This window comes from Eubacterium sp. An11, from assembly GCF_002161065.1.
Classification (GTDB): domain Bacteria; phylum Bacillota; class Clostridia; order Lachnospirales; family Lachnospiraceae; genus Anaerobutyricum; species Anaerobutyricum faecale.
Window position 1 is genome coordinate 205,765 of sequence record NZ_NFLV01000003.1, and the last position, 21,364, is coordinate 227,128.

Annotated in this window: 28 protein-coding genes; 3 read left to right on the forward strand and 25 right to left on the reverse strand. The window is 43.3% G+C overall.

Features of this window, described 5'->3' with window-relative positions; all coding sequences use genetic code 11:
• Positions 1-70: 70 nt before the first annotated feature.
• The gene (locus B5E53_RS04285) at positions 71-1,468 is read left to right on the forward strand and encodes a sodium:alanine symporter family protein (protein WP_087312807.1); all 1,398 of its coding nucleotides are present in this window, start codon (positions 71-73) and stop codon (positions 1,466-1,468) included.
• A 143-nt stretch (positions 1,469-1,611) separates the two neighbouring features.
• Here the strand turns inward: B5E53_RS04285 and B5E53_RS04290 are convergent, their stop codons facing one another.
• From B5E53_RS04290 to B5E53_RS04345, 12 genes are all read right to left on the reverse strand, one after another.
• Positions 1,612-2,454 (reverse strand): flavodoxin, encoded by an 843-nt coding sequence (locus B5E53_RS04290; protein WP_242963507.1) that lies wholly within the window; start codon positions 2,452-2,454, stop codon positions 1,612-1,614.
• A 397-nt stretch (positions 2,455-2,851) separates the two neighbouring features.
• On the reverse strand, positions 2,852-3,946 hold the full coding sequence (locus B5E53_RS04295; protein ID WP_087312808.1) for an aldo/keto reductase: 1,095 nt from the start codon (positions 3,944-3,946) through the stop codon (positions 2,852-2,854).
• A gap of 193 nt (positions 3,947-4,139) precedes the next feature.
• The gene (locus B5E53_RS04300; protein WP_087312809.1) at positions 4,140-4,712 is read right to left on the reverse strand and encodes an HDIG domain-containing metalloprotein; all 573 of its coding nucleotides are present in this window, start codon (positions 4,710-4,712) and stop codon (positions 4,140-4,142) included.
• Positions 4,713-4,823: 111 nt separating this feature from the next.
• Positions 4,824-5,645, reverse strand: a complete 822-nt coding sequence (locus tag B5E53_RS04305; protein WP_087312810.1) for an MBL fold metallo-hydrolase — start codon at positions 5,643-5,645, stop codon at positions 4,824-4,826.
• A gap of 85 nt (positions 5,646-5,730) precedes the next feature.
• Complete coding sequence (gene aroC, locus B5E53_RS04310) at positions 5,731-6,831, reverse strand: chorismate synthase (protein WP_087312811.1); 1,101 nt, start codon at positions 6,829-6,831, stop codon at positions 5,731-5,733.
• A gap of 25 nt (positions 6,832-6,856) precedes the next feature.
• Positions 6,857-7,645, reverse strand: coding sequence for a nitroreductase family protein (locus B5E53_RS04315; RefSeq protein WP_087312812.1), 789 nt, complete (start codon positions 7,643-7,645; stop codon positions 6,857-6,859).
• 118 nt (positions 7,646-7,763) lie between these two features.
• Entirely contained in the window at positions 7,764-8,057 is a 294-nt protein-coding gene (locus B5E53_RS04320) for a nucleotidyltransferase domain-containing protein (RefSeq protein ID WP_087312813.1), read from the reverse strand.
• Positions 8,058-8,089: 32 nt separating this feature from the next.
• Complete coding sequence (locus B5E53_RS04325; RefSeq protein ID WP_087312814.1) at positions 8,090-8,836, reverse strand: 16S rRNA (uracil(1498)-N(3))-methyltransferase; 747 nt, start codon at positions 8,834-8,836, stop codon at positions 8,090-8,092.
• A gap of 158 nt (positions 8,837-8,994) precedes the next feature.
• Positions 8,995-9,399, reverse strand: a complete 405-nt coding sequence (locus tag B5E53_RS04330) for a type II toxin-antitoxin system VapC family toxin (protein WP_087312815.1) — start codon at positions 9,397-9,399, stop codon at positions 8,995-8,997.
• Complete coding sequence (gene vapB / locus B5E53_RS04335) at positions 9,396-9,626, reverse strand: type II toxin-antitoxin system VapB family antitoxin (RefSeq protein ID WP_087312816.1); 231 nt, start codon at positions 9,624-9,626, stop codon at positions 9,396-9,398. Before vapB ends, B5E53_RS04330 begins: the two co-directional genes overlap by 4 nt.
• A 331-nt stretch (positions 9,627-9,957) precedes the next feature.
• Positions 9,958-11,847 (reverse strand): hypothetical protein, encoded by a 1,890-nt coding sequence (locus B5E53_RS04340; protein WP_087312817.1) that lies wholly within the window; start codon positions 11,845-11,847, stop codon positions 9,958-9,960.
• Positions 11,848-12,077: 230 nt separating this feature from the next.
• Positions 12,078-12,482, reverse strand: coding sequence for a type II toxin-antitoxin system HicB family antitoxin (locus B5E53_RS04345; protein ID WP_087312818.1), 405 nt, complete (start codon positions 12,480-12,482; stop codon positions 12,078-12,080).
• A 172-nt stretch (positions 12,483-12,654) separates the two neighbouring features.
• Between B5E53_RS04345 and B5E53_RS04350 the strand changes: the two genes are divergently transcribed.
• Positions 12,655-12,852, forward strand: a complete 198-nt coding sequence (locus B5E53_RS04350; protein ID WP_087312819.1) for a type II toxin-antitoxin system HicA family toxin — start codon at positions 12,655-12,657, stop codon at positions 12,850-12,852.
• Positions 12,853-12,964: 112 nt separating this feature from the next.
• Here B5E53_RS04350 and B5E53_RS04355 read toward each other — a convergent pair whose 3' ends face one another.
• The 9 genes from B5E53_RS04355 to B5E53_RS04375 form a co-directional block, all read right to left on the reverse strand.
• On the reverse strand, positions 12,965-13,183 hold the full coding sequence (locus tag B5E53_RS04355; RefSeq protein ID WP_087312820.1) for a hypothetical protein: 219 nt from the start codon (positions 13,181-13,183) through the stop codon (positions 12,965-12,967).
• 368 nt (positions 13,184-13,551) lie between these two features.
• Entirely contained in the window at positions 13,552-13,992 is a 441-nt protein-coding gene (locus B5E53_RS20055) for a hypothetical protein (RefSeq protein WP_343215585.1), read from the reverse strand.
• 3 nt (positions 13,993-13,995) lie between these two features.
• A complete protein-coding gene (locus B5E53_RS20060; RefSeq protein ID WP_343215586.1) occupies positions 13,996-14,130 on the reverse strand; it encodes a hypothetical protein in 135 nt (44 codons plus the stop codon).
• A 102-nt stretch (positions 14,131-14,232) separates the two neighbouring features.
• Positions 14,233-14,337, reverse strand: a complete 105-nt coding sequence (locus B5E53_RS20065) for a hypothetical protein (protein ID WP_343215587.1) — start codon at positions 14,335-14,337, stop codon at positions 14,233-14,235.
• A 40-nt stretch (positions 14,338-14,377) separates the two neighbouring features.
• Entirely contained in the window at positions 14,378-14,656 is a 279-nt protein-coding gene (locus B5E53_RS20070) for a nucleoside recognition domain-containing protein (RefSeq protein ID WP_343215588.1), read from the reverse strand.
• The gene (locus B5E53_RS20075; RefSeq protein ID WP_343215589.1) at positions 14,657-15,343 is read right to left on the reverse strand and encodes a hypothetical protein; all 687 of its coding nucleotides are present in this window, start codon (positions 15,341-15,343) and stop codon (positions 14,657-14,659) included.
• On the reverse strand, positions 15,340-15,471 hold the full coding sequence (locus B5E53_RS20080) for a FeoB small GTPase domain-containing protein (protein WP_343215590.1): 132 nt from the start codon (positions 15,469-15,471) through the stop codon (positions 15,340-15,342). Before B5E53_RS20080 ends, B5E53_RS20075 begins: the two co-directional genes overlap by 4 nt.
• Positions 15,461-15,706, reverse strand: coding sequence for a hypothetical protein (locus tag B5E53_RS19085; protein ID WP_162611782.1), 246 nt, complete (start codon positions 15,704-15,706; stop codon positions 15,461-15,463). The genes B5E53_RS20080 and B5E53_RS19085 overlap by 11 nt, the downstream gene beginning before the upstream one ends.
• Entirely contained in the window at positions 15,703-15,987 is a 285-nt protein-coding gene (locus B5E53_RS04375; RefSeq protein WP_162611783.1) for a sigma factor, read from the reverse strand. The genes B5E53_RS19085 and B5E53_RS04375 overlap by 4 nt, the downstream gene beginning before the upstream one ends.
• A 239-nt stretch (positions 15,988-16,226) precedes the next feature.
• On the opposite strand from B5E53_RS04375, the gene B5E53_RS04380 reads away from it, so the two are divergent.
• Positions 16,227-16,808 (forward strand): carbonic anhydrase, encoded by a 582-nt coding sequence (locus B5E53_RS04380; protein ID WP_087312824.1) that lies wholly within the window; start codon positions 16,227-16,229, stop codon positions 16,806-16,808.
• Positions 16,809-17,334: 526 nt separating this feature from the next.
• Here the strand turns inward: B5E53_RS04380 and B5E53_RS04385 are convergent.
• From B5E53_RS04385 to B5E53_RS04400, 4 genes are all read right to left on the reverse strand, one after another.
• Positions 17,335-18,087, reverse strand: coding sequence for a methyltransferase domain-containing protein (locus tag B5E53_RS04385; RefSeq protein WP_087312825.1), 753 nt, complete (start codon positions 18,085-18,087; stop codon positions 17,335-17,337).
• Positions 18,088-18,116: 29 nt separating this feature from the next.
• The gene (locus tag B5E53_RS04390; protein WP_087312826.1) at positions 18,117-18,380 is read right to left on the reverse strand and encodes a helix-turn-helix domain-containing protein; all 264 of its coding nucleotides are present in this window, start codon (positions 18,378-18,380) and stop codon (positions 18,117-18,119) included.
• Between the two features lie 13 nt (positions 18,381-18,393).
• The gene (locus B5E53_RS04395; protein ID WP_087312827.1) at positions 18,394-19,062 is read right to left on the reverse strand and encodes a GPP34 family phosphoprotein; all 669 of its coding nucleotides are present in this window, start codon (positions 19,060-19,062) and stop codon (positions 18,394-18,396) included.
• 307 nt (positions 19,063-19,369) lie between these two features.
• Positions 19,370-21,082 carry a proline--tRNA ligase gene (locus B5E53_RS04400; RefSeq protein ID WP_087312828.1) on the reverse strand — a complete coding sequence of 571 codons (1,713 nt, stop codon included), beginning with the start codon at positions 21,080-21,082 and terminating at the stop codon, positions 19,370-19,372.
• Positions 21,083-21,364 lie beyond the last annotated feature (282 nt).

The following is a 21,364-nucleotide window of genomic DNA, read 5'->3' on the forward strand; positions in this document are numbered from 1 at the left end:
TACCTCTTTGTGCTTTTTGCGTTTTTCGGTCTTCTGACCGGATAAAGAAAAGATTTAAGGAGGAGAGAAAATGTTAGATGCAATAAGTAACGCAATCTATCAGATTGACGACGTCATATGGGGCTGGTGGTTAATCATCTTACTATTCGGCACCCATATTTTTATGACATTCCGGACCCGCTTCATTCAGTGGAAGTCCATCACAAAAGGGATCAAGCTTTCTGTTACAAAAGATCCGGATGCGGAAGGTGAAGTGTCGAACTTCGGCGCCCTGACCACCGCTCTGGCTGCGACCATCGGTACCGGAAATATTGTCGGCGTGGGAACAGCCATCGCTTTAGGCGGACCGGGAGCCGTATTATGGTGCTGGCTGTCCGGTATATTTGGAATCGCCACAAAATATTCTGAGTCTTTAATTGCTGTAAAGTACAGAGTGAAGAAAAAAGACGGAAGAATGCAGGGAGGCGCCATGTACGCTCTTTCCCGCGGATTGAAATGGCAGCCTCTCGGAAAGATTCTTGGTTTAATTTTTGCTGTATTCGCAGGATTTGCTTCCTTTGGAATCGGTTGTGCCACCCAGGTCAACGCCATCGCCAATGTGGTGCAGGCAAACGTCGGATTTCCAAAGCAGATCATTGGGATCATCATCGCGGTACTGACCGCTCTCGTTATCTTCGGCGGAATAAAATCCATCTCAAGGGTATGCGAAAAACTGGTGCCTTTTATGGCCATTTTTTATGTACTGGGATGTCTGATCATCCTTTGCATCAATTACGACTACATCATTCCGGCCATCACAACCATCTGCCGCCTCGCTTTCCAGCCTGGAGCCGCTGCCGGCGGTCTTGTGGGAAGCGGTATCATGATGGCCATGCGATACGGAATCGCCAGAGGATTGTTCTCCAATGAATCCGGTATGGGTTCTGCCCCAATCGCAGCTGCAGCTGCACAGACAAGAAACCCTGTGCGTCAGGCTCTTGTTTCATCCACCGGCACTTTCTGGGATACCGTTGTTGTCTGCCTGATGACCGGTCTTACACTGGTCTCCACTATTATGAAAAATCCGGCCATCAACGCCGATGAAATCACCGACGGCGGCGTACTGACCACTCTTGCCTTCGGACAGATTCCATACCTCGGACCGATCATCCTGACCCTGGGTATTATCTGTTTTGCTTACTCCACCATTCTTGGCTGGGCGTATTACGGCGAACGTGCCGTTGAGTATTTTGCCGGCAAAAAGGGACTGATTCCTTATCGTGTGCTTTATATAATAGTGGCAGCCATTGCTCCGATCGTCACTCTGGATGTGGTATGGGCGCTGGCCGATGTTTTAAATGCTCTGATGGCCATTCCTAACCTGATCGCGGTGCTTCTCCTGTCGAATGTCATCGCCAGAGAGACAAAAGTTTATATCAATGATCTGGATAAATGGGATGAGACCCCGGTTCCGGTGGTAGACGACTGAGATAAATACATTTTTAAATCACATTATAATTGACACTCATAAGGCAGGAGCTGCTTTCCAGCTCCTGCCTTAAATCATTAGGGAGATACAGAGAAGACGGCTTCCTGAGCCGGATCTCTTCCGTGTTTTTTCAGATGAATCTGTTATCCCAAATATCCAAGCTCTCCCAGCCATTCTTCAACATCTCTCTGTGCATCTGTGGCCTCGGAATCACTCAGTGACAGCCCTTCCAGTACTTCGGCGTCCGGTTCCGCATCTTCAATTTCCTCTACACTTCTGGAAAATCCACTGCCACCGGAAGTCACAAACGGAACGATGGTCTTTCCTGACAGATCATATTCATCAAGGAAACTGTAGATGGCCATCGGCATATCGCCCCACCAGTTCGGATATCCCAGAAAGATGGTGTCATAGCTGTCCAGATTTTCAATCTGCCCGGAAAGCTCCGGACGAACGTCTTCCTGTTGTTCTTCCTGCCCCTGATCAATGGTATCATTATAATTATCCGGATATGATTCCACTGTCCGGATAGAAAAGGTATCGGCACCCGTCAAATCCGCAATGACCGAGGCGACAACGCCGGTATTGCCGGTCACCTGACCATCCAGCATCTGAATACTAGCTGAGGAAGAAGCATCCACATTGTCGCCCAGATCAGCATTTTCCCCATAAGTAAAGTACGCGACAAGGATATTGGAACCGGCTGTCCCGGAGGCGTCTGCGCCATTTTCTTCTGTATTCTGCTCCGCCTGCGCCTCCTCTGTGGTTTCCGACATATCCTCAGACGCTTCCGGCGCTTCTGCTGTTGTCGCAGTTTCCGTCTCGTCCGCGGATGTGGTTGCCGGCACTTCTGTGCTTTCTGTAACCCGCGCAGCGTCACCGGCTTCCTGATTTTCCTGATTTCCGGCTCCAGCACTTCCGCCGCAGGCCGCCGCTGAAAGAGCCATCATTCCTGCCAGTAAGATTCCCAATGTTCGTTTTCTCATGATCGATACCTCCGTTTTGAAATACTTATTTTATGGTTCTCCATCTTCCACTTTTTTATATTTTTCTTTCGCGAGGCGCAAAGGAATAGTTCAGGATTTTGCGCTTCCTGCCTGTTCTTTCATCTGATGGATCATATAATCCAATGTATCCAGGTATTCCCTCCACAACGATTTCCAGATGGCATCTATATTATAAGAGAAATTATCATATATGACTAATACTTAAGTTACATGATGTTTTATTGATAAAAGGCATAGGTTCCCGCTCTGTCTTGTCCAAATGTTGCGAAGAGGCACAATAGAAGCAAATCTATATAAATAAGCACTTTTAGATACTAAAAAAGCTGTATGGACAGGTACATAACATCAGTTACCCGCCACATACAGCAACTCTTTTTTATTCTCCAAAATACTCTCTGATCTCCTGCATCCGCTCCCCCTGCTTTACATGGAACGGGCAGCGGGCATCACAGTGACCGCAGCCCACACAGTCGCCTGCCTTTTTGCCAAGATGATGATAATGGTCTTTGGCCAGAGCGTCGCCTGCCAGAGACAGGTCATAATATTTATTGATCAGTCCCACGTCCAGCCCCGCCGGACACGGCTGGCAGTGATTGCAGTACACGCAGACCCCTTCTGCCTCCGCCGGGGTAAAGGTCCCAATAACGGAATAATCCCGTTCTTCCGGGGCAGCGTCAAAAAATCCCAGCAGCCGTCTTACATCTTCCTGACCACGCACACCCGGAAGCACGGTCAGCACACCCGGTTTATCCAGGGCATACTGTATGCACTGGTACTCTGTCAGAGCTTTCTTAAACGGAGAGGTCTTCTCCGAGAGAAGCTTACCGCCGCCAAAAGCTTTCATGACGGAGATTCCCACTTTTTCTGTCTGACACCGGCGGTAAAGGGCTGTCCTCTCGTCCACTTCCCCGATACCATAATCTCCCTGCTGATAATCATAGGCCGGATTGATGCTGAACATCATCATATCCAGCAGGCCGGTGTCGAGCATCCGATCCGCCGTGGACGGCGTATGGGTGGAGAATCCGATGTGATGCAGTACATTTTCTTTTTTAAGCTTCTCAATATAATCGAGCACGCCATTGAACATCACCCGTTCCAGGTCTTCTTCCTCGTCAATACAGTGCAGAAATCCGAAATCTATGTAATCGGTTTTCAATTCTTTAAGCTGCCAGTCCACAGAACGCTTGATAGTCTCCAGATCTGTGGTCCAGCCGTATTTTCCCGTCCGGTACTCCGCACCGAAATGCACCTGGAAATATACCTTGTCCCGGTTTCCTGCCACAGTCCGTCCGAAAGCCGCAAAAGGCGCCGCATCCGCAGAAGCCAGGTCAAAATAGTTGATGCCGTTCTCCAGTGCCAGATGGATCGTCGCATCAATTTCTTTTTCTTCCGCCATGCCGATGGAACTGGTGCCAAGACCCAGCACGCTGATCTGCTCTTCTCCTTTTGGTAGTTTACGATATTCCATAGTTCGTCACCTCATAATCATCTTTCTTTTCTTATATTCATTATATTTTATATGAGATGCCGTGACAAATACCCATATTGTATCTGAAGAAATGCCCTGAAAGCATAAAGAAAGAGATCTAAAGTGAATCTACATATTGCTTCGCTTCTACCAATCCCATAGCGGTAATCTCATTAAAGCCCGGTTAATCTCTTTAAAGATTTCCCCGCAGTCCTGTGATATCGGCGCTCTCTTTCAGCCCCTCAATGCTCTCCCGCATCACATCGTCCAGTTCCATGCCGAGCATCTCGCTGCCCTGGCGGATCACGTCGCGGTTCACGCCGGCGGCGAAAGATTTGGACTTAAATTTCTTTTTGAGAGATTTCAGCTCCAGATCCAGCACGCTCTTTGACGGACGCATAAGACAGGCCGCATGGATGAGTCCTGTCAGTTCGTCGACGGTATAAAGGGTCTTTTCCATGGCGCTTTCCGGCTTCGTATCAGTGCAGATGCCATAGCCGTGACAATTCATAGCGCGAATGTAAACCGGATCAATACCTCTTTCTTCCATAATTTCCGTGGCTTTCTTACAATGTTCCTCCGGATATTTCTCATAATCCAGATCATGGAGCAGTCCTGCCACGCCCCAGACTTCCTCATCTTCTCCGGCAAGCCTTGCAAAATGCCGCATGACCGCCTCCACCATCAGCGCATGCTGCTGAAGAGCCGGGGTTTCCGTGTACTCCGTCAGTAAATTCCAGGCGTCTTCTCTCGCCAATTTTTCCATGTATATTACCTTCTTTCTTGCTTTTGTCTCACATTTTCTGTCATCTGCCAACTACTGCAGACCATCACGCAACATCCGTTATTTTCAGACGGTCTTTCATCAACAAAAACACTATTCTGCAATATCATCAACCGTAAATCCGGAATAGATGGCTTCTACTGTGTCTCCCAGCTCCTCTTTCAAAATCTCCAGAGCGCGGTCTCCGGTACAATGTCCGGTGTAGATTTTCCGGATTCCTGTCTGGCGAACCCGCTCCGCCAACGCACGGACGTCTTCATCGGCAGACTCATGGAGATGCAGTCCGCCAAACAGCGCATAGATCGTTTTTTCAGGAAATGTTTCGCCCACCTCCCGGATAATGTTGTCCGCACCGCCATGGGAGCAGCTGTTGAAAATCACAAGCCCACGGCTGGTGTCAAATACAAGACTCTGTTCGTGGGTGAAAGCATCCGGCGACCAGACGCCTTCCGCCTCCCGGTACATATGGGCTTTTTCTCCCAGTTTTGCAAGTCCCGCTGTCTTATGAGGCAGAAGATACACGCCCGGCGCCAGCTCCACATCGCCTTCCACGTATTTGAGTCGATCTGCGTATTCCTCCAGAAATCCTTCCCGTATGCCGATGTATTTGTAACCTGTCCCCTCTTTCTTGAAACAATTCTCTTCTGAACCGGTCCGCAGGTACACCGGCGCATGGTCATTTTCCTCAAAAAACGCACTGAGACCGTCGGCATGATCATAATGGGCGTGAGACAGCACGCCAAAATCAACAGCATTCAAATCAATGCCCATCCTTTTGGCATTTCTGGCAAAAGCACCGGATGTGCCGCCGTCCAGCAAAATCTTTTTATCTCTGTACTCAATATAGACCGACAGTCCCCACTCGCAGAGTAGTTCATCTTTGGAAATATTGTCAATCAACACTTTTACTAACATCCCATATCCCCCTTCTATAGCTGCCCACAGGCAGCGTTATCTTTTTCTTCCCGGAAAACTCCATACACCCGCTGCCGACAAAAATTTACCTCTGATAAAACTCCTTGATCTTATCCAGACGGCTGCTCATGTTCATGAGAAGCTCGTCGAGAAGAGTGATGGCCGTCATGGACTCTACCACCACCACGGCGCGCGGCACAATGACTGGGTCATGGCGCCCGTGAATACTGATTTCTCTTTCTTCTCCGTGGATATCCACCGTCTTCTGGGTAGATGCGATGGACGCCGTAGGCTTAAAAGCTGCCCGCAGGAAGATTTCCGTACCATCACTCATACCGCCCAGGATTCCTCCGGCATGGTTGGTCTCCTTGTCCACCTTTCCATCCCGCATACAGAAAGCGTCATTATTCTTAGAACCGGTGGAACGTGTGGCAGCGAATCCGTCACCGATCTCCACGCCTTTTACTGCGCCGATGGAAAGAATCGCCTGTCCCAGTTTTGCATCCAGCTTGTCAAACACCGGCTCGCCCACACCTGCAGGCATGCCATTTACCCGGCAGGCGACGATGCCGCCGCAGGAATCTTTTTCTCTCATCCGCTGTTCCACAAATTCCGCAGCTTTCTCCGCCGCCTCAGCATCAGGCATATAAAATGGATTCTCATCCCGCACCGACGGATTCCAATGTTCTTTATCAATACTGTGCGGACCGATCGCCTCCGTGTAAGCAAAAACTTCTATTCCCATTTCCTTTAAAATCTTTGCCGCGATGGCTCCACCCGCCACTCTGGCGATGGTCTCTCTTCCCGAAGAACGGCCGCCGCCGCGGTAATCCCGGAAACCATATTTGCTGTCAAAAGTATAGTCCGCATGTCCCGGACGGTAAATATCCATAATATTGGAATAATCTTTTGAACGCTGATCTTTGTTAAACACCACCATGGAAATTGGAGTTCCCGTGGTCTTTCCCTCAAAAATTCCGGAAAGAATCTCCACCTCGTCTCCTTCATTTCTCTTGGTAGTATACCGGGACTGTCCCGGTTTTCTTCTGTTCAGATATTTCTGAATATCTTCCTCACAGAGGGGCAGCCCCGCCGGACAGCCGTCCACTACCACGCCGACGCCCTTTCCGTGAGTCTCTCCCCATGTTGTAATACGAAATAATGTTCCAAATGTTGAACCTGCCATTGTATGTCTCCTCTCGTTTTCTTTTTTATTTCCAGATAACATCCGGCGCTTTTCTCGGCGCGGTCCGGACATAATGTCTTGCCGGATAACCCAAAAGCATACAGGTACAGATAGTCCGGTCCCCAATTCCCAGCCATTGTTTCAGTTCCTCATTGGCGTCACTGATTCTGGCAAGATATCCGTTATACAAAACGCCCAGTCCCAGCGAAACCGCCATGGTTTCCATATTCTGCGCTGCCAGCCCCGCATCCAGCAGAGAATCTGACACAATATAGAGCACCGCCGGCGCATTTCTAAAAAGATAATCGTCTGCGGCGTCCTTTTTCCTCCTCTGATTAAACAGAATATACGGCAAAAGAGCCTTATCAATCTGCCGGATATCCTTCTTTGAAATGTCGTCAATAAACTGCCAGACCTTGTCCTTAAGGGTCGTCAGCTCCTTCTGCACAAACACAAAACCGTTGTTCTGGCTGTTTTTCGCCGTGGCGGTATACCGGCCCGCCTGCACCAGCTGGCGCAGTACACTCTCTTCCACCTGCTTCGGCTTATAATCCCGGATACTCCGGCGGAACTTTATACTGTGAAGCACCTGTTCCGGCTGAAGAGTAAAACTGTCCGCATCATATTCTTCCACATCAGCCATGTCATACTCCGGAATACTGACTGCCCCCTGCGGACAGACCGCCACGCAGTGTCCGCACTGCATACATTCCTTTTTAATCCTGGCCTTTTCCTCTACCTCAATATTTAAGGCAATACAATCGGCCGCGCACAGACCGCAGCCGATACATTTCTTTTCGTCGATGACTACCATGTCGTTCCTCCTCTTTCTCACACCTCCGGAATATTTTCTCTATAATATTCCAATAAATTCGTTGCTCAAATCTTCTTCACCAGCCTTACAGAGTACTGCAAGATTCGAAACATAATTATCAAACTTCTTCATATAATACAATTCCTTCCCTGTCAATGGATTCCCGCAATTCTTCCTGTACTCCCTTATCCATGCCAATCACGTCGTATTTCAGGAGCGTTGATGTTTCCTCATCCACATCAAAGGCAAAAGTCTGGATATCTCCGCCCCAGACCGCCAGATCGATATCACTGGCTCTCCAGTAATCTCCTCTGGCCCGGGAACCGAAAAGTACAACCTTTTTTATTCCATTCTTCCGGGCAAAATTCCGGATTTCTTCTATTACAATGGGCCTGATTCCTGTTTCTTTCATCGGATCCCTCCTCTGCCGACAAAAGGGCGTTTTCAATCCTCTTCCAACATGAACATCAAAATCGAGAGCACTGCCATTCCTGCCGTCTCTGTGCGGAGAATCCGATGTCCCAGGGTGATGGTCTGTGCACCGGCTTCAGCCGCCTGTTCCACCTCTTCTTTTTGAAAACCACCTTCCGGCCCGATGTAAATGCCAAGGCTTTTCCTTCCCTTCACCGAGGCCAGCACCTCTCTGGAATGACCGATGCCTTCGGCATCTTCGTAAGGAAGCAGAAGCATATCAAGACTTTTACCATATTCCACGGCTTCCCGCCAGGAAAGCACCGGCTTTACCTCCGGAATCATCGTTCGTTTTGACTGCTTCGCCGCACTTTTGGCGATTTCATTCCAGCGCTGCACCTTTTTTGCTGCCTTCCTGGCGTCCAGCTTCACCACCGACCGCCTGGTGGCTACGGGCACAATCTCCGCCGCCCCCAGCTCCACAGCCTTCTGGATGATCAGCTCCATCTTGTCGCCCTTCGGCAATCCCTGAAACAATGTAATCTTTACCGGCAGCTCCCGGGACTGCCCGTTAATATCCTCGATGACGGCACGGATGCCGTTCTCCTCAAACTCCGCCACGGAGCAGAGATACTCTCTTCCTGTTTCCTCACAGCAGAGAGCAAGTTTCTCTCCCTTTTTCATTCGCAGCACATTTTTTATATGATTGACATCCTGCGCATCCGTGATCAGAATGTCATCTTCCTTTATATTGTCCGGTTGAATAAAAAACTGATACATACTGTCCTTTCCATTCTCTTTCTTTCGGTTACTGAAACGCATTTATTATAGCACACCACACAAAATATTGATACTTTACGCAGAAATCATTTAATCCCTATAAGTAAGCACACACCCCGTCTACAATCTTTGATTTAGAAGGGGTTACTGAACACAACTTACTCTTTTGTCCAATCTTCGACCTTTAAATTTTCGACTCGAAAAAACTCTCTGGTATTATTTGTTACAAGGGTTAACTTTTCCGATCTTGCATGCCCCGCGATCAACATATCCATCGGTCCAATTGGGGTTCCCTTGCGTTCAAGTTCTGCACGGACTTTCCCGTATTCCTCTGACGCATAACTGTCAAACGGGAGGATAGAGATAGTTGATAAGAATAATGTAATTGCTGCACGGTTACGTTCCACTGCCCGGCTCTTCTCCACGCCATACATCAGTTCGCCATAAGTAATTGACGAAACACATATGTCGTCCGGATTGTGCTTTAAAAAAGTTCTTATTACTTCTGGTGGCTTTTGCTTGATTGCATAGATACAAATGTTTGTGTCTAACATATACTTCATAAAGCTTCACGCTCCTGCGCCGGAGGCTGTTCCCTGCCATCACTCATAAAGTCATCTGAGAACATTTCCAAACTGTTTAGAAAGCCATTCCATTTATTTTCCTTTGGTGTCAAAATAACAATGTCGCCAATTTTGTTAACCGCGACTTCATCACCATTAAAGCGGCATTCTTTCGGAAGACGAACCGCCTGGCTTCGGCCATTTTCAAATAGTTTTGCAGTCATCATGATAATGCACCTCCTTATATTTTCAATATATACCACGATATATACTATGTCAAGATTGTTTTCAGTTAAGCAGTTTTTTTCGTTTCCGCAAAAAATGATTTCTTTTTGCACTGTCATTATTTATTCTATTATAGAAGAAATGGGATCTGCTTTGCCCATCTTTGGATGTAAAATTTGGGGCCCAATCGAGTAAGATGAGGATTGGCTAAATCCTCCCCTTTATATTTTCTCAATGCTATTGATAAATCTTCACAAAAAAGTTCCAGTTATAGAAAGACGAAAACGGATAAAAATGATATTTAAACTATTGCCATACTTACAATTAATATATTTACTCATATTTCAATAAGACAGATTTTTTTTGATAATCAAACGTATATTCTAACAGCTCTTTTATATTTAAATCGTCTATCTCCTTTACTTTATTATTAAATTTTTGAACATTTTTACTTCCAAAATGTAATGTTAACCAAAAAGTTAAAAAAATCTCATTTTCTGACATCTGATTTTTTATTCTGCTTCTTGTAAAACCAGCAGTACTTAATACATGATGTGGATCTTTAATTTCTTGCTTACACGGAAAATCTCTTGCCCACATTGGTGAAATATCTTCACGCTCAAAAGCATTTTTTAATACAAAATTATACATTTGTACATATTCCTGATTTAAAATATTTTCGATATCAGGAACCTCTTTATAACTAATTTTTTTCGATGTAAAAAATTTAAATAATTTTGACTCCATTAACATATAATCTCTGTTTTCTACTATATCTAACTCATCTATTACCAATAAATTTCTTATTGATATTAAAAACAGAAACACTATAAAAGATATAGAGTATTCTTTTATCAATTTATGTGCATTCCAATTTCTAGATAATTTTAAAACTGAAAAATATGCATATTCTACATAGCTTTTATAGTTACCATCTTCAACAACTATATTTTTCAATCGCGTATTGTCCCACTCTTTTACAATCACAGTTCCTATTTTTTCCAAATAATCTTTTTTATTTTCTTCATTGTTTTTTCTAGGAATATTGTTAACTGCATTAATTATAGACTTCAAATATCTTTCAGCTTTTTCTTTGACTTTCTCTTTATTTTCCGTTTCTTTTTTTCTTAATATAATATTATGTTTCACCATTAACCATTTTAAGATTGTAATACATATATTAACAACATTATTTTGGAAATAAATTAAATCCCATTCTAAATAGTCTTTATTTTCATTTTTTTCTTCCAACAACTCCACTACCATCTGTATTTCTTTTTTCATATCATATCTATTTTCAACGTTCATAGGTACTAATGGCTTTTTTTGAAGAATTTCTTTTTTTATTAATGGTAAATAAAATTTGTGTTTTTCTTCATTCCATTCACCTTGTGTTTGATAAATATGATAATAGTCTACTTTTTCACAAATTTCTATAGTTGGTAACAAATCTTCATAACTAACAACATTATGAGAAATTCTTATTGATGGATTTGAAGTATTCTTGTTTTTATTTTCAACAAATTGCATTCCATCTAATAAAATTTCTAATGTATTTTTACTTATGCTGTTTAAATAACAACTTACATTTTTTTGCAAATTTCCCAAATAAGAATTTTTGCTTAGTGAAATATCTTTACCATAGTACTGTAATAAATGAGGCAAATCCCATGCTAAAGTGTACATATACGGAAGCTCAATATTATGTTCAATAGTAAATTGATAATATTTTTCACCCTTAGATATCAATTTTTTCATCTTATCACGTATTCTCTCTTCTCTTCTATATAAAGTATTCCATTCATTAGTTTCATCAGCATGAGTCCACTTACTAAAGTCTTTTTTTTCTTGATATTGTATGCCGCTTAATAACACTTTAACCATATTATCTAAATAATCATTGAATATCACATAGTCTTCCATTTTCCTATCTTTAATTTTTGACACAACATATTCATTATTTTTAATATATTTATTAAATATATTTTTATATATTTCTTTCAATAAATTAGGATAATCCTCTACAGAAACTTCTTCCTGTTTCAATAAAATAGTTAATTCTTTATTTATACACATTCCTAATGTGAAAACAATAGTGTTATATATTTCTTTTTCAAAAGATTGACTTATTGAAACATAATAATCACCAATCTTTTCAACATCTTTTATATCATTTAACGTTTGTGCTATTTTTATCAAATTAATAGACTTTTTTTTCAACATTTCTTTTCCTCCTGTATTTCAATAGGACTCTTCAATGTATCTCATCAACCCTCAATTTACCTGATAGTTGATGAGATCGGTTGTTTAAAATAATTACTTCTCCATCATTTTTCAATCACGAATTTCATCAACGATTACTTCCATTACTCTTGCAATTATTTTAATCACTGTTAAAATTTTTCCTTCCATATTCTCTCTCCTTAATTATTATAAAAAGTTATATAGAATAACTAATCATCTATAATTCCTAATTCCTTTTTGAGCCCTTTTACTAATATTGCAGAAAAATTTAATTTTTTCTTTTTTGCCATTTCATCAAGCCACTTAGGAATAGTTAATGTTTTCTTTACATATATAACCTTCTGTACATGTCTAAAATATGGCATCCATAAATGCACATAGATTAGTTTTTCATCCTCTCCCAAAATAATTTCTTCTGGTTTTTTAGGTTTTGGAGGTTCCTTTCCCATATCTTCATTATTGTTAATACAAAGCGCTAATACTTCTTGTGCTGCTTTAATTGCTTGTTCTTCTGTCTCTGCATCTGTCATTTGATCTGGAAAATCAGGAAATGATATTGAATATCCCTTTCTTTCTCTATGCAATACTATAGGATAAATATAATTTTCTTTCACGGGTTTTTCCTTTCCACTACAAGATATTTTATAAAACAAACCACTGAGGTCCTTTTTCATTGACTTAAATAAAAATTTTATATATAATAAAACAAATTAGATTTTGTATCTTCTAAAGTTAGTAATAGACTTTTTTGAACCCTATTAACTTACTTTAAAAAGGAGAATACATATGTCTAATTTTAGAAAAATCGAGAAAATAATTGTTGCTAATGGCTGGGTTCTTATTCGGATTAATGGTTCCCATTACCAATATAAGCATCCTGAAAATCTTAACACCATTACGATTCCGAATCACAATGGAAAAGATTTATCTATTGGTGTCATTAAAAATCTCGAGAAAGTTACAGGGTTATCTCTTCGGAGATAACCCTGTCTTATTTCTAGAATAAAAATCTCCTAAATTCATTTCTTTCTGGCAATCTCTATTAACACATCAACTGTAACTCGTCCTAAAATCAATAACACTTTTGGTAACATTTTTATCCCCTTCCTGCTTTTGACTTTCTTTTAAATGATAAACCCTTTGCTTTTTTGGCTTTTTCTTCATTTATCTTTGCCTCATTATAACATTTTTTTGCTTTTCCATAATGATAATCTCCATCGCCGTTTTTTGCCTTTGCCCAGTGTATATCACCATCTTTTTTAAATCTGCTCGCTCTAGCTTTATACATTTCCTCTGGAGAGTTATAAAATGCCATTAAATTCTCCTCTCTTCCATATTGGATTACTATAATTCATATACTTATTTGTACGTCTTATTAAGTTTGAGTTCATTATAATACGTGTTCTAATACGTGTCAAGTGTTTTTTTATTATTTTTTGAAAATAATAAAATGGGGATACTTTTTAAGCATCCCTATAATCTATTATTTCCTTTTACATCCACAATTGCTACCAATCTCTATCTGGAAATAACTGGAACATTTGCCGCATCCGGCACATCCCGTCGGTTTGCTGTTCTTTTTGTTCTTGTGTCTGCGGCAAACGAGAAACATACAGTACCCGATTACCAATGTAAGTATAAGAATATCTGCTATCATATTACATACCTGCTTTCTCTTCAGACTTAGGCGGCCTGTACTAACCGTTTGAAATATACTTTCTGATTCTTATACGGGTCTGGCCGGAACAGCAGCACCAGAAGTACAAACAGAAGCAGAAATTCTGCAGCAGTTCCCACTGTAAATTTTCCACCCGTTGCAAATGTACCTATCTGATACACGATCAATGAAACTACATAAGCGAATATGTTCCGGAACGCGATTGCAAACCAGAACCATTTTCTGGACTGCATCTGCTGTGCCATGGTGGAAATCGCCGCCAGACATGGAGAATCAAGGAGATTAAACAACAGGAACGAAAATGCCGCTGTGGCAGACGGGAACCATGCCGCCACATCACTGGCTACATTGGCTGCATTTTCTGTATCTCCCGCCACATTTGCAAGGACTCCCATGGTGGACACGATAGCTTCTTTGGCAGTGAATCCGGTAATAGATGCCGCCACAGGCTACCATTCTCCAAAACCAAGAGGAATAAAAATCGGCGCGATAATCCCGCCAATGGCTGCCAGAAGACTGTCTGTGCTGTCTTCTACGATTCCAAAGCTGCCGTCGATAAATCCGAATCCTTCCAGAAACCACATGATCACACAAGCGAGGAACAGGATGGTTCCGGCCTTAATAATAAAGCCTTTCAGTCTCCCCCATACGTGAAGTAAAACCGTCTCCGCCTGCGGAATATGATACTAGAGAAGTTCCATGACAAAAGGTGCCGGTTTTCCCGCAAAAGGTCTGGTCTTTTTAAGAATAATCGCTGACACCAGTACTGCCGCAATTCCCACGAAATACATTAGCGGAACAATAAACGAACTCTCTGTATATCCGGCGGACTCACCTGCGATGACACCCCCCAATCAGGACAATAACGGGAAGTTTTGCTCCGCAGGGAATAAAGGTAGCCGTCACAATCGTCAGACGTCTGTCATTATCCTGCTCGATGGTTTTGGAAGCCATGATTTCCGGCACGCCGCATCCTGAAGAAATCAGAATCGGAATAAAACTGTTTCCCGACAGTCCGAAATAACGGAATATTCGATTCATAACAAAGGTGATACGCACCATATAGACGCAGTCTTCAAGAACGGACAGAAACAGGAATAAAACGGCCATCTACGGAACAAATCCCAGTACGGCTCTCAGTCCGCCGATAATGCGTCCCGTTACCATATCCCCGGCTCCCAGCATTCCCAGGAAACCGCTGGCGCCATCCTGAATCGCCACAACAAACACATCGTTTGTCCAGTCTGTCACCCAGGTACCTATCACTGTCACAGATATGTAATATACCAGCCACATGACCGCAATAAAAATCGGAATACCCAGGATACGGTTTGTCACAATCCGGTCAATTCGGTCAGATGTGGTGAGCCGCTCTTTTCCTTTCTGCACTGTCATCTCCACGACTTTCTGAATGTATTGATAACGCTCATCGGTCACAATACTTTCCATGTCATCCTCATAGCTTTCCTCCATCTTTTTTCTCAAATCGGCAATGGATGAAACGAATGATACAGGAAGTTTTACATTTTCCACTACCTTGCTATCACTTTCAAAGAATATAACGGCATACCATCTCATCTTATTCTCCGGTATGGTAGCAGGTAGAAACTTCTTCACTTCCAAAACCGCACTCTCCATTTCCTTTGAAAAAATCTCTTTCGGCAGTTTTGCCTCTTTCTCTTTTGCCACTTTCACAGCCTCGTCCACCAGCTCATCGAGACCGGTCTGTTTCAGCGCAGACATATCAATGACCGGACAGCCCAGCAGTCGAGAGAGATGCTCTGTATCAATCTTCATGCCTTTTTTGGCAAAATCAGATCCGCCACATTAAGGGCAATGACCACCGGCACCCCTGTCTCTATCAGCTGGGTTGTCAGATAAAGGTTGCGCTCGATATTTGTAGCATCTACCAGATCAATAATCACATCCGGATTCTCTGACAGCGCTTTCAGAAAAATTGTGCCGTTTTGCCAGTTCTGCCCTGGCATCCATGTGCCAGTATCTTCGTAAAAAAATATCTCTGTCCCGCTCTTTCAGCGTCTCTAAAAATCTGTTCAAAAGCATGACAAGCTCTTCTTCTGATTCTGTAAGTTCCAGAGAATGGGCGGTCTGCTGGTTCAGAACCTCTACCTCCCTGAGAATATTATCCAAATTAGTCATATGCATATCCGGCCTTTTGTCCGTGTATTTTTTCTGAGATTGCTTATGGCAAATTTTCTCGTGATGCGTCCCAAAAAATTCGAAAGAATAGACGGCCGTTTTGGCGGAATCGTGCTCCACGCCGCCAGCCAGGTATTATTGACACATTCTTCGGAATCTTCCCTGTTCATAAGTATTTTCCATACGATTGCAAAGCAGTAATTGGCGTATTTGTTTTCAACTTCCGTCAATGCAGTCTCGTCCCGCTGCCAGAATAGCTCAATGATTTGTACATCTTTCATTGTTTTTCTCCCCATTTGCAATATAGTTATAAACCCTTTCATATATAAAGACATATTTTTTCGTGGAAAATTACCATTTTTTTGACAAGATAATCCATTCCAACAGACGGAATGGCTATGTTAGTTTATTGCACATCTGGCCCGAGAATTGGAAAAGGTTTTATGAAGTAAATAGATCCTGCCTTTTTGTCGTTTTCTGTGATAAAATGTAACAAACGGACGGAAAGGAACAAAAGAATATGGAACATATTAATGTAACAGACTGCAAAACTGCGTTAAACCGCCTTATGGCAGGAAATAAAGAATATCTCATCGCAAAAGAGGGAAAGGGAGATATCTCCGAGGAAATCCGAATCCTCACCCATGAGTATGGACAGAAACCTTACGCTATCGTTATTGCCTGCTCAGATTCCCGGGTCATCCCGGAGAAGATCTTCATGGTAGGCATCGGCGAAATCTTCACCATCCGGGTGGCAGGCAACGTTATCGGTGATTTCGAGCTGGGCAGCATCGAATACGCCGCGGGACATCTTGGAGTAAAACTGATCATGGTGATGGGACACAGCCGCTGCGGCGCCGTAGATGCGGCTATTCATGATGCCGGCCATGACTCCATCATACATATCACCGACGAGATCAAAAAGGCCATCGGTGCGGAAACCGACCCTGTCTGCTGCGAGAAAAAGAACATTCTCTACAGCATGGAGCGCATCAAAAAAAGCCCCCTGCTTCAACCTTCCATCAAAAACGGAAGCCTGAAAATCGTGGGAGCTTACTATCATACCCGTTCCGGGGAAGTGGAATTATTGGAGGAAGAGTAAAAAAATTTGTAAATCTCTTTATGATACACGGTAATCTATTTTGAAAGAAGACAAGGCATTGATAAAAGTTCTCCTCCTCCACTTCGGCAGGCTGGTATTTGACTGTATTTCATCGATATAATTTGGACGCCTGCGCTCACAGTCGTCGTCCAACCATATCAATGGCTTGTCTTCTCCAAATGCATTCTACGTGCATAGAAATTTACAAGAATCCTGTATTATTTTGGCAGAGAGATGGCTATGGCACCATACAGACCGATGATACTGTCAGTACAGCCTATAATCTACTATTTTATCAACATGCAGAAGATTCTTGTAAAGATGGAACAAAAGATTCTCAATAGACAAATGACGTTTTGGGCACATACAGCTTTCGACCGCGAGCTGTGAAGGAGGACAGACAGAGCCATCTCATAATGATACCCTTGGCCAGTCCGACTGAGGGTCGAGACGGACGAATCTGTATGAGGCCTTACGTCATTGTCTGTCTGAGCAGGCAGCTGTTACCATCTTTACAAATTTCTCCTTACTTCTCACACAAAGTACCCGTTATCCCTATCAGATTCATATATCTTCCGTTATCTGTGCGAATCATCTCCCGATCTCCAATGGCATATGGATTGTCCGTATTCAGCCAGTCATCCCATGCCTGTTGAAAACATCGCATTTCCCACATGTCCAAATGATTCAGTTCATTCTCAAATTTCGGTTTCCACCACTCTATGGAATGCCACATTTCCAGGGCTTCTTCTTCCCAGAACGGCTTCATCTCAGGTGGGACATTTTCTTTTATCTCGTATTTCATACCTGGAAAGGCAAAGGCTGCTATCCCGTTTTTCTTTAAGATGGGACGTACTTTTTCACGAAAAAACGTATCATTATTTCCCACATAATGATAGGCGTCCACGCTGATCACAGCATCAAAGAATTCATTGGCAAAAGGCATATCCAGGGCGTTCCCATGAATGGGAATAACCATATCATCAACCCCTGCCTCCTGAAATCTTCTATAATTATCTGTAGCAGATACCCATAAATCCAGTGCAAAAACCTGTACTCCGTATTCTTTCGCAAGAAAAATAGATGTCAGTCCGTTTCCACATCCCAAATCCAGCACTCTCATCCGGAGGTTCAAAGGAATATCCGCCAGTAATTCTTCCAGCAGCATCATTGAATTCGGGCCCATCATGTTTGCTTTCAAAAAATCTTTATCATATTTTTTCGTTCTGATAAACTCATTTCCGCAGTCTGATCTACAAAATGTATTCGTATTGTTCATGAGTATGCACCTCCCTGACAACTCTCCATTTATCCGATCGTTTTCAATATTTCCTTAATCTCCGCAATGGATTTTCCTTCCTGCCGCAGTTCTTTGATCTTCTGAATCTGCGCTACGCTCTCCTCTCTTTTGTAGCGCCGGGTCAGATTCTCTTCTGCCTGTTCAAAGGGCAGAAGACCCTCTTCTGTGTAATATTTTAACGTGCTGTATCTCACATCCGTCAGCCTCACTAATTCCCCGATGGTTACATATTCTGAAGCGGCGATGACTTCCATACTTCTCTGTCTTGACATTTTATCACCTTCTCTACATGGTAGAAGAAATCATCGTTGAAATCATAATGGACGCATCCAGTGAATCAATGTACCAGAGCAGATCTTTTACCGTGGTACCTGTTTTGGATTTTCTGATGGCGTTCAATTTACCTTTCAGTTCTTTTTGCTCAAACTTGGAAAAGTATTCTTTTAACTGTCCGGACTTATCCAGCAGAATCGTCAATGCCAGAATATCCTCGGACAATTCGCCATCTTCCAGTAATTCTGCACGGATTTTTTCGATTATGCCTGTTATCACTTCCTTTTTTGGTGCATATCCCTCTTTATTGCCAAAAAGTCCCGCTTTCACCGGTTCCACCACATCGGCCGCCTTCAGACTTTCCATCAGGGCATCCAGAAGCATGTTCAATTTTTTGCTTGTAAAAGAAGAAACGTAAGTCTCAACGATTTTCTGGGCTTTCATCGGTTTTCCCTGGTGAATCACATCATAAAGAGGTTTAAGATAAAACATGCGCTCCGGCAGCTCCGCGCACACGGTTACCACCTTCTTGTCGTCCATGGAAATGCATTGTTCCAATTGCAGCTCCAGTAGTCCGCCTACGACCAGACAAACACCGGCTTTCGGATTGGCGGCCGGAAGAGCCCCTTTATTGTTTACTGTACAAATCATATACTCCTGCGTGATAGATAAATCTCTCATTCTATTGTCCTCCTAATTATATATAATATTATTATTGCTGCTATCGCTTATTTCTTACTACTTATTACTTACTACTTACGATATAAGAATATCAGATTTTCTGGATTTGTCAACAGTTTTTCCGGAATGTTCGAAAAATTTTCGTAACAGTTCAGCCATGCGCCTGGAAACGCGGAAAAAGCGTCAAAAGTTTAGTTTCGTAAGCTCTTTTTGCTGTTCCAGGCATATGGCTGAACGGTTACAAATTTACTAAAAATGCAGAAAAAAAGACAGCGGAACATGAATAGTCCGCTGTCGCTGAATATAATCAACGGTTTGCTTCAGAGAGAATTCTCATTATTTCATCTGCCGCTGATTCCATGGAAATATTAGCAGAAAAACTTTTATCCCTCGAAACGATTTCCACTTTATGCTGTTTCAAATTCCGGGGACTTACAATTGCCCTGAACGGTACCCCAAGCAGATCGGCGTCCGAGAACATGACTCCGGCACTGACATTCCGGTCATCATAAATGACCTCTGCTCCTCTTCTCTGCAGTTCCTCATATAATCGGTCGGCATACTCTCTGACCACTGTATTATCAGCGCGAACAGCACAGATATGAATCTGCCATGGAGCCACTGACAAAGGCCATATCGGACCGTAATCATCATGATGTGCTTCGCAGATGGAAGCGGCCAGTCTGCCGATGCCAATACCATAGCATCCCATGATTGGATATTGCTTTTCCCCATTACTGTCAATGTAGGTCATGTTCATGGATTTGGTATATTTTGTTCCCAGCTGAAAAATGTTCCCCACCTCAATGCCGCGGGACACTGTAACAGCAGATTTTCCACAGTGCGGGCAGATACCGCCTTCCTGTATCTTTGCAAAATCATGATATTCTGCTTTCTTGACATCCCGCTGCATATCCAGTCCGGTATAATGATATTCACAAACATTCGCACCACAGGAAAGGTTATTCATGCCTTCCAGAGAACAATCATACAAAACGGTAAAATCGCCGTTAAGGCCGACAGGTCCAATGTAACCTGCTTTCAGTCCGCTTTCTTCGGTAATTTCCGCTGGGTGAATATCACATTTCACATAATTTCTCAGCTTGGTCTCATTGACTTCCAGGTCACCACGGATAAACAATACGATATAGCTGTCGTCATGATTGCGCTGGTAAACGACCGCTTTGCAGGAAGCCTTTTTATCACAGTGAAGAAAATCACACACTTCCTCAATGGTATGGATATCCGGGGTGTGTACCAAAGACAACTCACAAGAAATCTCATCCCTTTCATTATGGTAAACACATTCCGCGGCTTCCATATTGGCGCGGTAACCACATTCTTTGCAAATGACAATGGAATCTTCTCCCACAGGAGTCAGCAGCATAAACTCATGGGAGACGCTGCCGCCCATCATACCGGAATCAGAGGCCACCGAAACTACTTCCGGCAGGCCTACTCTCTCATAAATGCGCTCGTAGGCCTTATGGCATCTGGCGTAATATTCCTTCAAATCTTCCTCGCTGGTATGGAAGGAATACGCATCCTTCATGGTAAACTCGCGGACACGAATCAACCCGGCCCTCGGTCTTGCCTCGTCACGGAACTTGGTCTGAATCTGATACACCATGAACGGATATTTTGTGTGACTCTGTCCGTAGTCCCGCACCAGCTGAACAGCGGCTTCTTCATGGGTCATCCCCAGCACAAGAGGACTTCCGCTGCGGTCATTAAAGCGTACCATTTCTTTTCCTATACTCTCATACCTGCCTGATTCCTGCCAGAGAGAAGCAGGCATAACCACCGGAAACTGTACCTCCTGCCCGTCAATGGCATCCATCTCCTCCCGGATGATCTGTTCAATCTTTCGTGTCACTCTTCTGAGCGGCATATAGGACGAAAAAATACCATTTGCCACATACTTCATATAGCCACCTCGCACCATCAATGCATGGCTGTCGACGATACAGTCCGACGGCCTTTCCCGAAAACGATTTCCGACAAGTTTTTCAAGCTTCATAAAGATACCTCCATTTCTTATTTTGAACACTGGAACAGAGTTCCTCTGTGCGGAACTCTCACGCCGGGTGCGGTCGCTTTTGGGACAAATTTCTACCTCGCGCGAATGTACATCCTGCCCGAAGGGATTTTATTCGACAAGAAGTCCAAAAGAATTTCCTGTTAAAATCGAGTAGGGGAGATTTTCTCTCCCCTCTCACACCACCGTACATGCCGTTCGGCATACGGCGGTTCAACATAACTTCAAAGCATGACGCTCATTGTAATAGTCAAGGCAGCTTAT

Excerpts from the sequence above, each read along its gene's own strand:
- B5E53_RS04285 (WP_087312807.1), top strand. The coding sequence starts at position 71 with ATGTTAGATGCAATAAGTAACGCAATCTATCAGATTGACGACGTCATA.
- B5E53_RS04290 (WP_242963507.1), bottom strand. The coding sequence starts at position 2,454 with ATGAGAAAACGAACATTGGGAATCTTACTGGCAGGAATGATGGCTCTT.
- B5E53_RS04295 (WP_087312808.1), bottom strand. The coding sequence starts at position 3,946 with ATGGAATATCGTAAACTACCAAAAGGAGAAGAGCAGATCAGCGTGCTG.
- B5E53_RS04300 (WP_087312809.1), bottom strand. The coding sequence starts at position 4,712 with ATGGAAAAATTGGCGAGAGAAGACGCCTGGAATTTACTGACGGAGTAC.
- B5E53_RS04305 (WP_087312810.1), bottom strand. The coding sequence starts at position 5,645 with ATGTTAGTAAAAGTGTTGATTGACAATATTTCCAAAGATGAACTACTC.
- aroC (WP_087312811.1), bottom strand. The coding sequence starts at position 6,831 with ATGGCAGGTTCAACATTTGGAACATTATTTCGTATTACAACATGGGGA.
- B5E53_RS04315 (WP_087312812.1), bottom strand. The coding sequence starts at position 7,645 with ATGGTAGTCATCGACGAAAAGAAATGTATCGGCTGCGGTCTGTGCGCG.
- B5E53_RS04320 (WP_087312813.1), bottom strand. The coding sequence starts at position 8,057 with ATGAAAGAAACAGGAATCAGGCCCATTGTAATAGAAGAAATCCGGAAT.
- B5E53_RS04325 (WP_087312814.1), bottom strand. The coding sequence starts at position 8,836 with ATGTATCAGTTTTTTATTCAACCGGACAATATAAAGGAAGATGACATT.
- B5E53_RS04330 (WP_087312815.1), bottom strand. The coding sequence starts at position 9,399 with ATGAAGTATATGTTAGACACAAACATTTGTATCTATGCAATCAAGCAA.
- vapB (WP_087312816.1), bottom strand. The coding sequence starts at position 9,626 with ATGATGACTGCAAAACTATTTGAAAATGGCCGAAGCCAGGCGGTTCGT.
- B5E53_RS04340 (WP_087312817.1), bottom strand. The coding sequence starts at position 11,847 with ATGTTGAAAAAAAAGTCTATTAATTTGATAAAAATAGCACAAACGTTA.
- B5E53_RS04350 (WP_087312819.1), top strand. The coding sequence starts at position 12,655 with ATGTCTAATTTTAGAAAAATCGAGAAAATAATTGTTGCTAATGGCTGG.
- B5E53_RS04355 (WP_087312820.1), bottom strand. The coding sequence starts at position 13,183 with ATGGCATTTTATAACTCTCCAGAGGAAATGTATAAAGCTAGAGCGAGC.
- B5E53_RS20060 (WP_343215586.1), bottom strand. The coding sequence starts at position 14,130 with ATGTGGTTTCTGGAAGGATTCGGATTTATCGACGGCAGCTTTGGAATC.
- B5E53_RS20065 (WP_343215587.1), bottom strand. The coding sequence starts at position 14,337 with ATGTATTTCGTGGGAATTGCGGCAGTACTGGTGTCAGCGATTATTCTT.
- B5E53_RS20070 (WP_343215588.1), bottom strand. The coding sequence starts at position 14,656 with ATGGCCGTTTTATTCCTGTTTCTGTCCGTTCTTGAAGACTGCGTCTAT.
- B5E53_RS20075 (WP_343215589.1), bottom strand. The coding sequence starts at position 15,343 with ATGAAGATTGATACAGAGCATCTCTCTCGACTGCTGGGCTGTCCGGTC.
- B5E53_RS19085 (WP_162611782.1), bottom strand. The coding sequence starts at position 15,706 with ATGACTAATTTGGATAATATTCTCAGGGAGGTAGAGGTTCTGAACCAG.
- B5E53_RS04375 (WP_162611783.1), bottom strand. The coding sequence starts at position 15,987 with ATGAAAGATGTACAAATCATTGAGCTATTCTGGCAGCGGGACGAGACT.
- B5E53_RS04380 (WP_087312824.1), top strand. The coding sequence starts at position 16,227 with ATGGAACATATTAATGTAACAGACTGCAAAACTGCGTTAAACCGCCTT.
- B5E53_RS04385 (WP_087312825.1), bottom strand. The coding sequence starts at position 18,087 with ATGAACAATACGAATACATTTTGTAGATCAGACTGCGGAAATGAGTTT.
- B5E53_RS04390 (WP_087312826.1), bottom strand. The coding sequence starts at position 18,380 with ATGTCAAGACAGAGAAGTATGGAAGTCATCGCCGCTTCAGAATATGTA.
- B5E53_RS04395 (WP_087312827.1), bottom strand. The coding sequence starts at position 19,062 with ATGAGAGATTTATCTATCACGCAGGAGTATATGATTTGTACAGTAAAC.
- B5E53_RS04400 (WP_087312828.1), bottom strand. The coding sequence starts at position 21,082 with ATGAAGCTTGAAAAACTTGTCGGAAATCGTTTTCGGGAAAGGCCGTCG.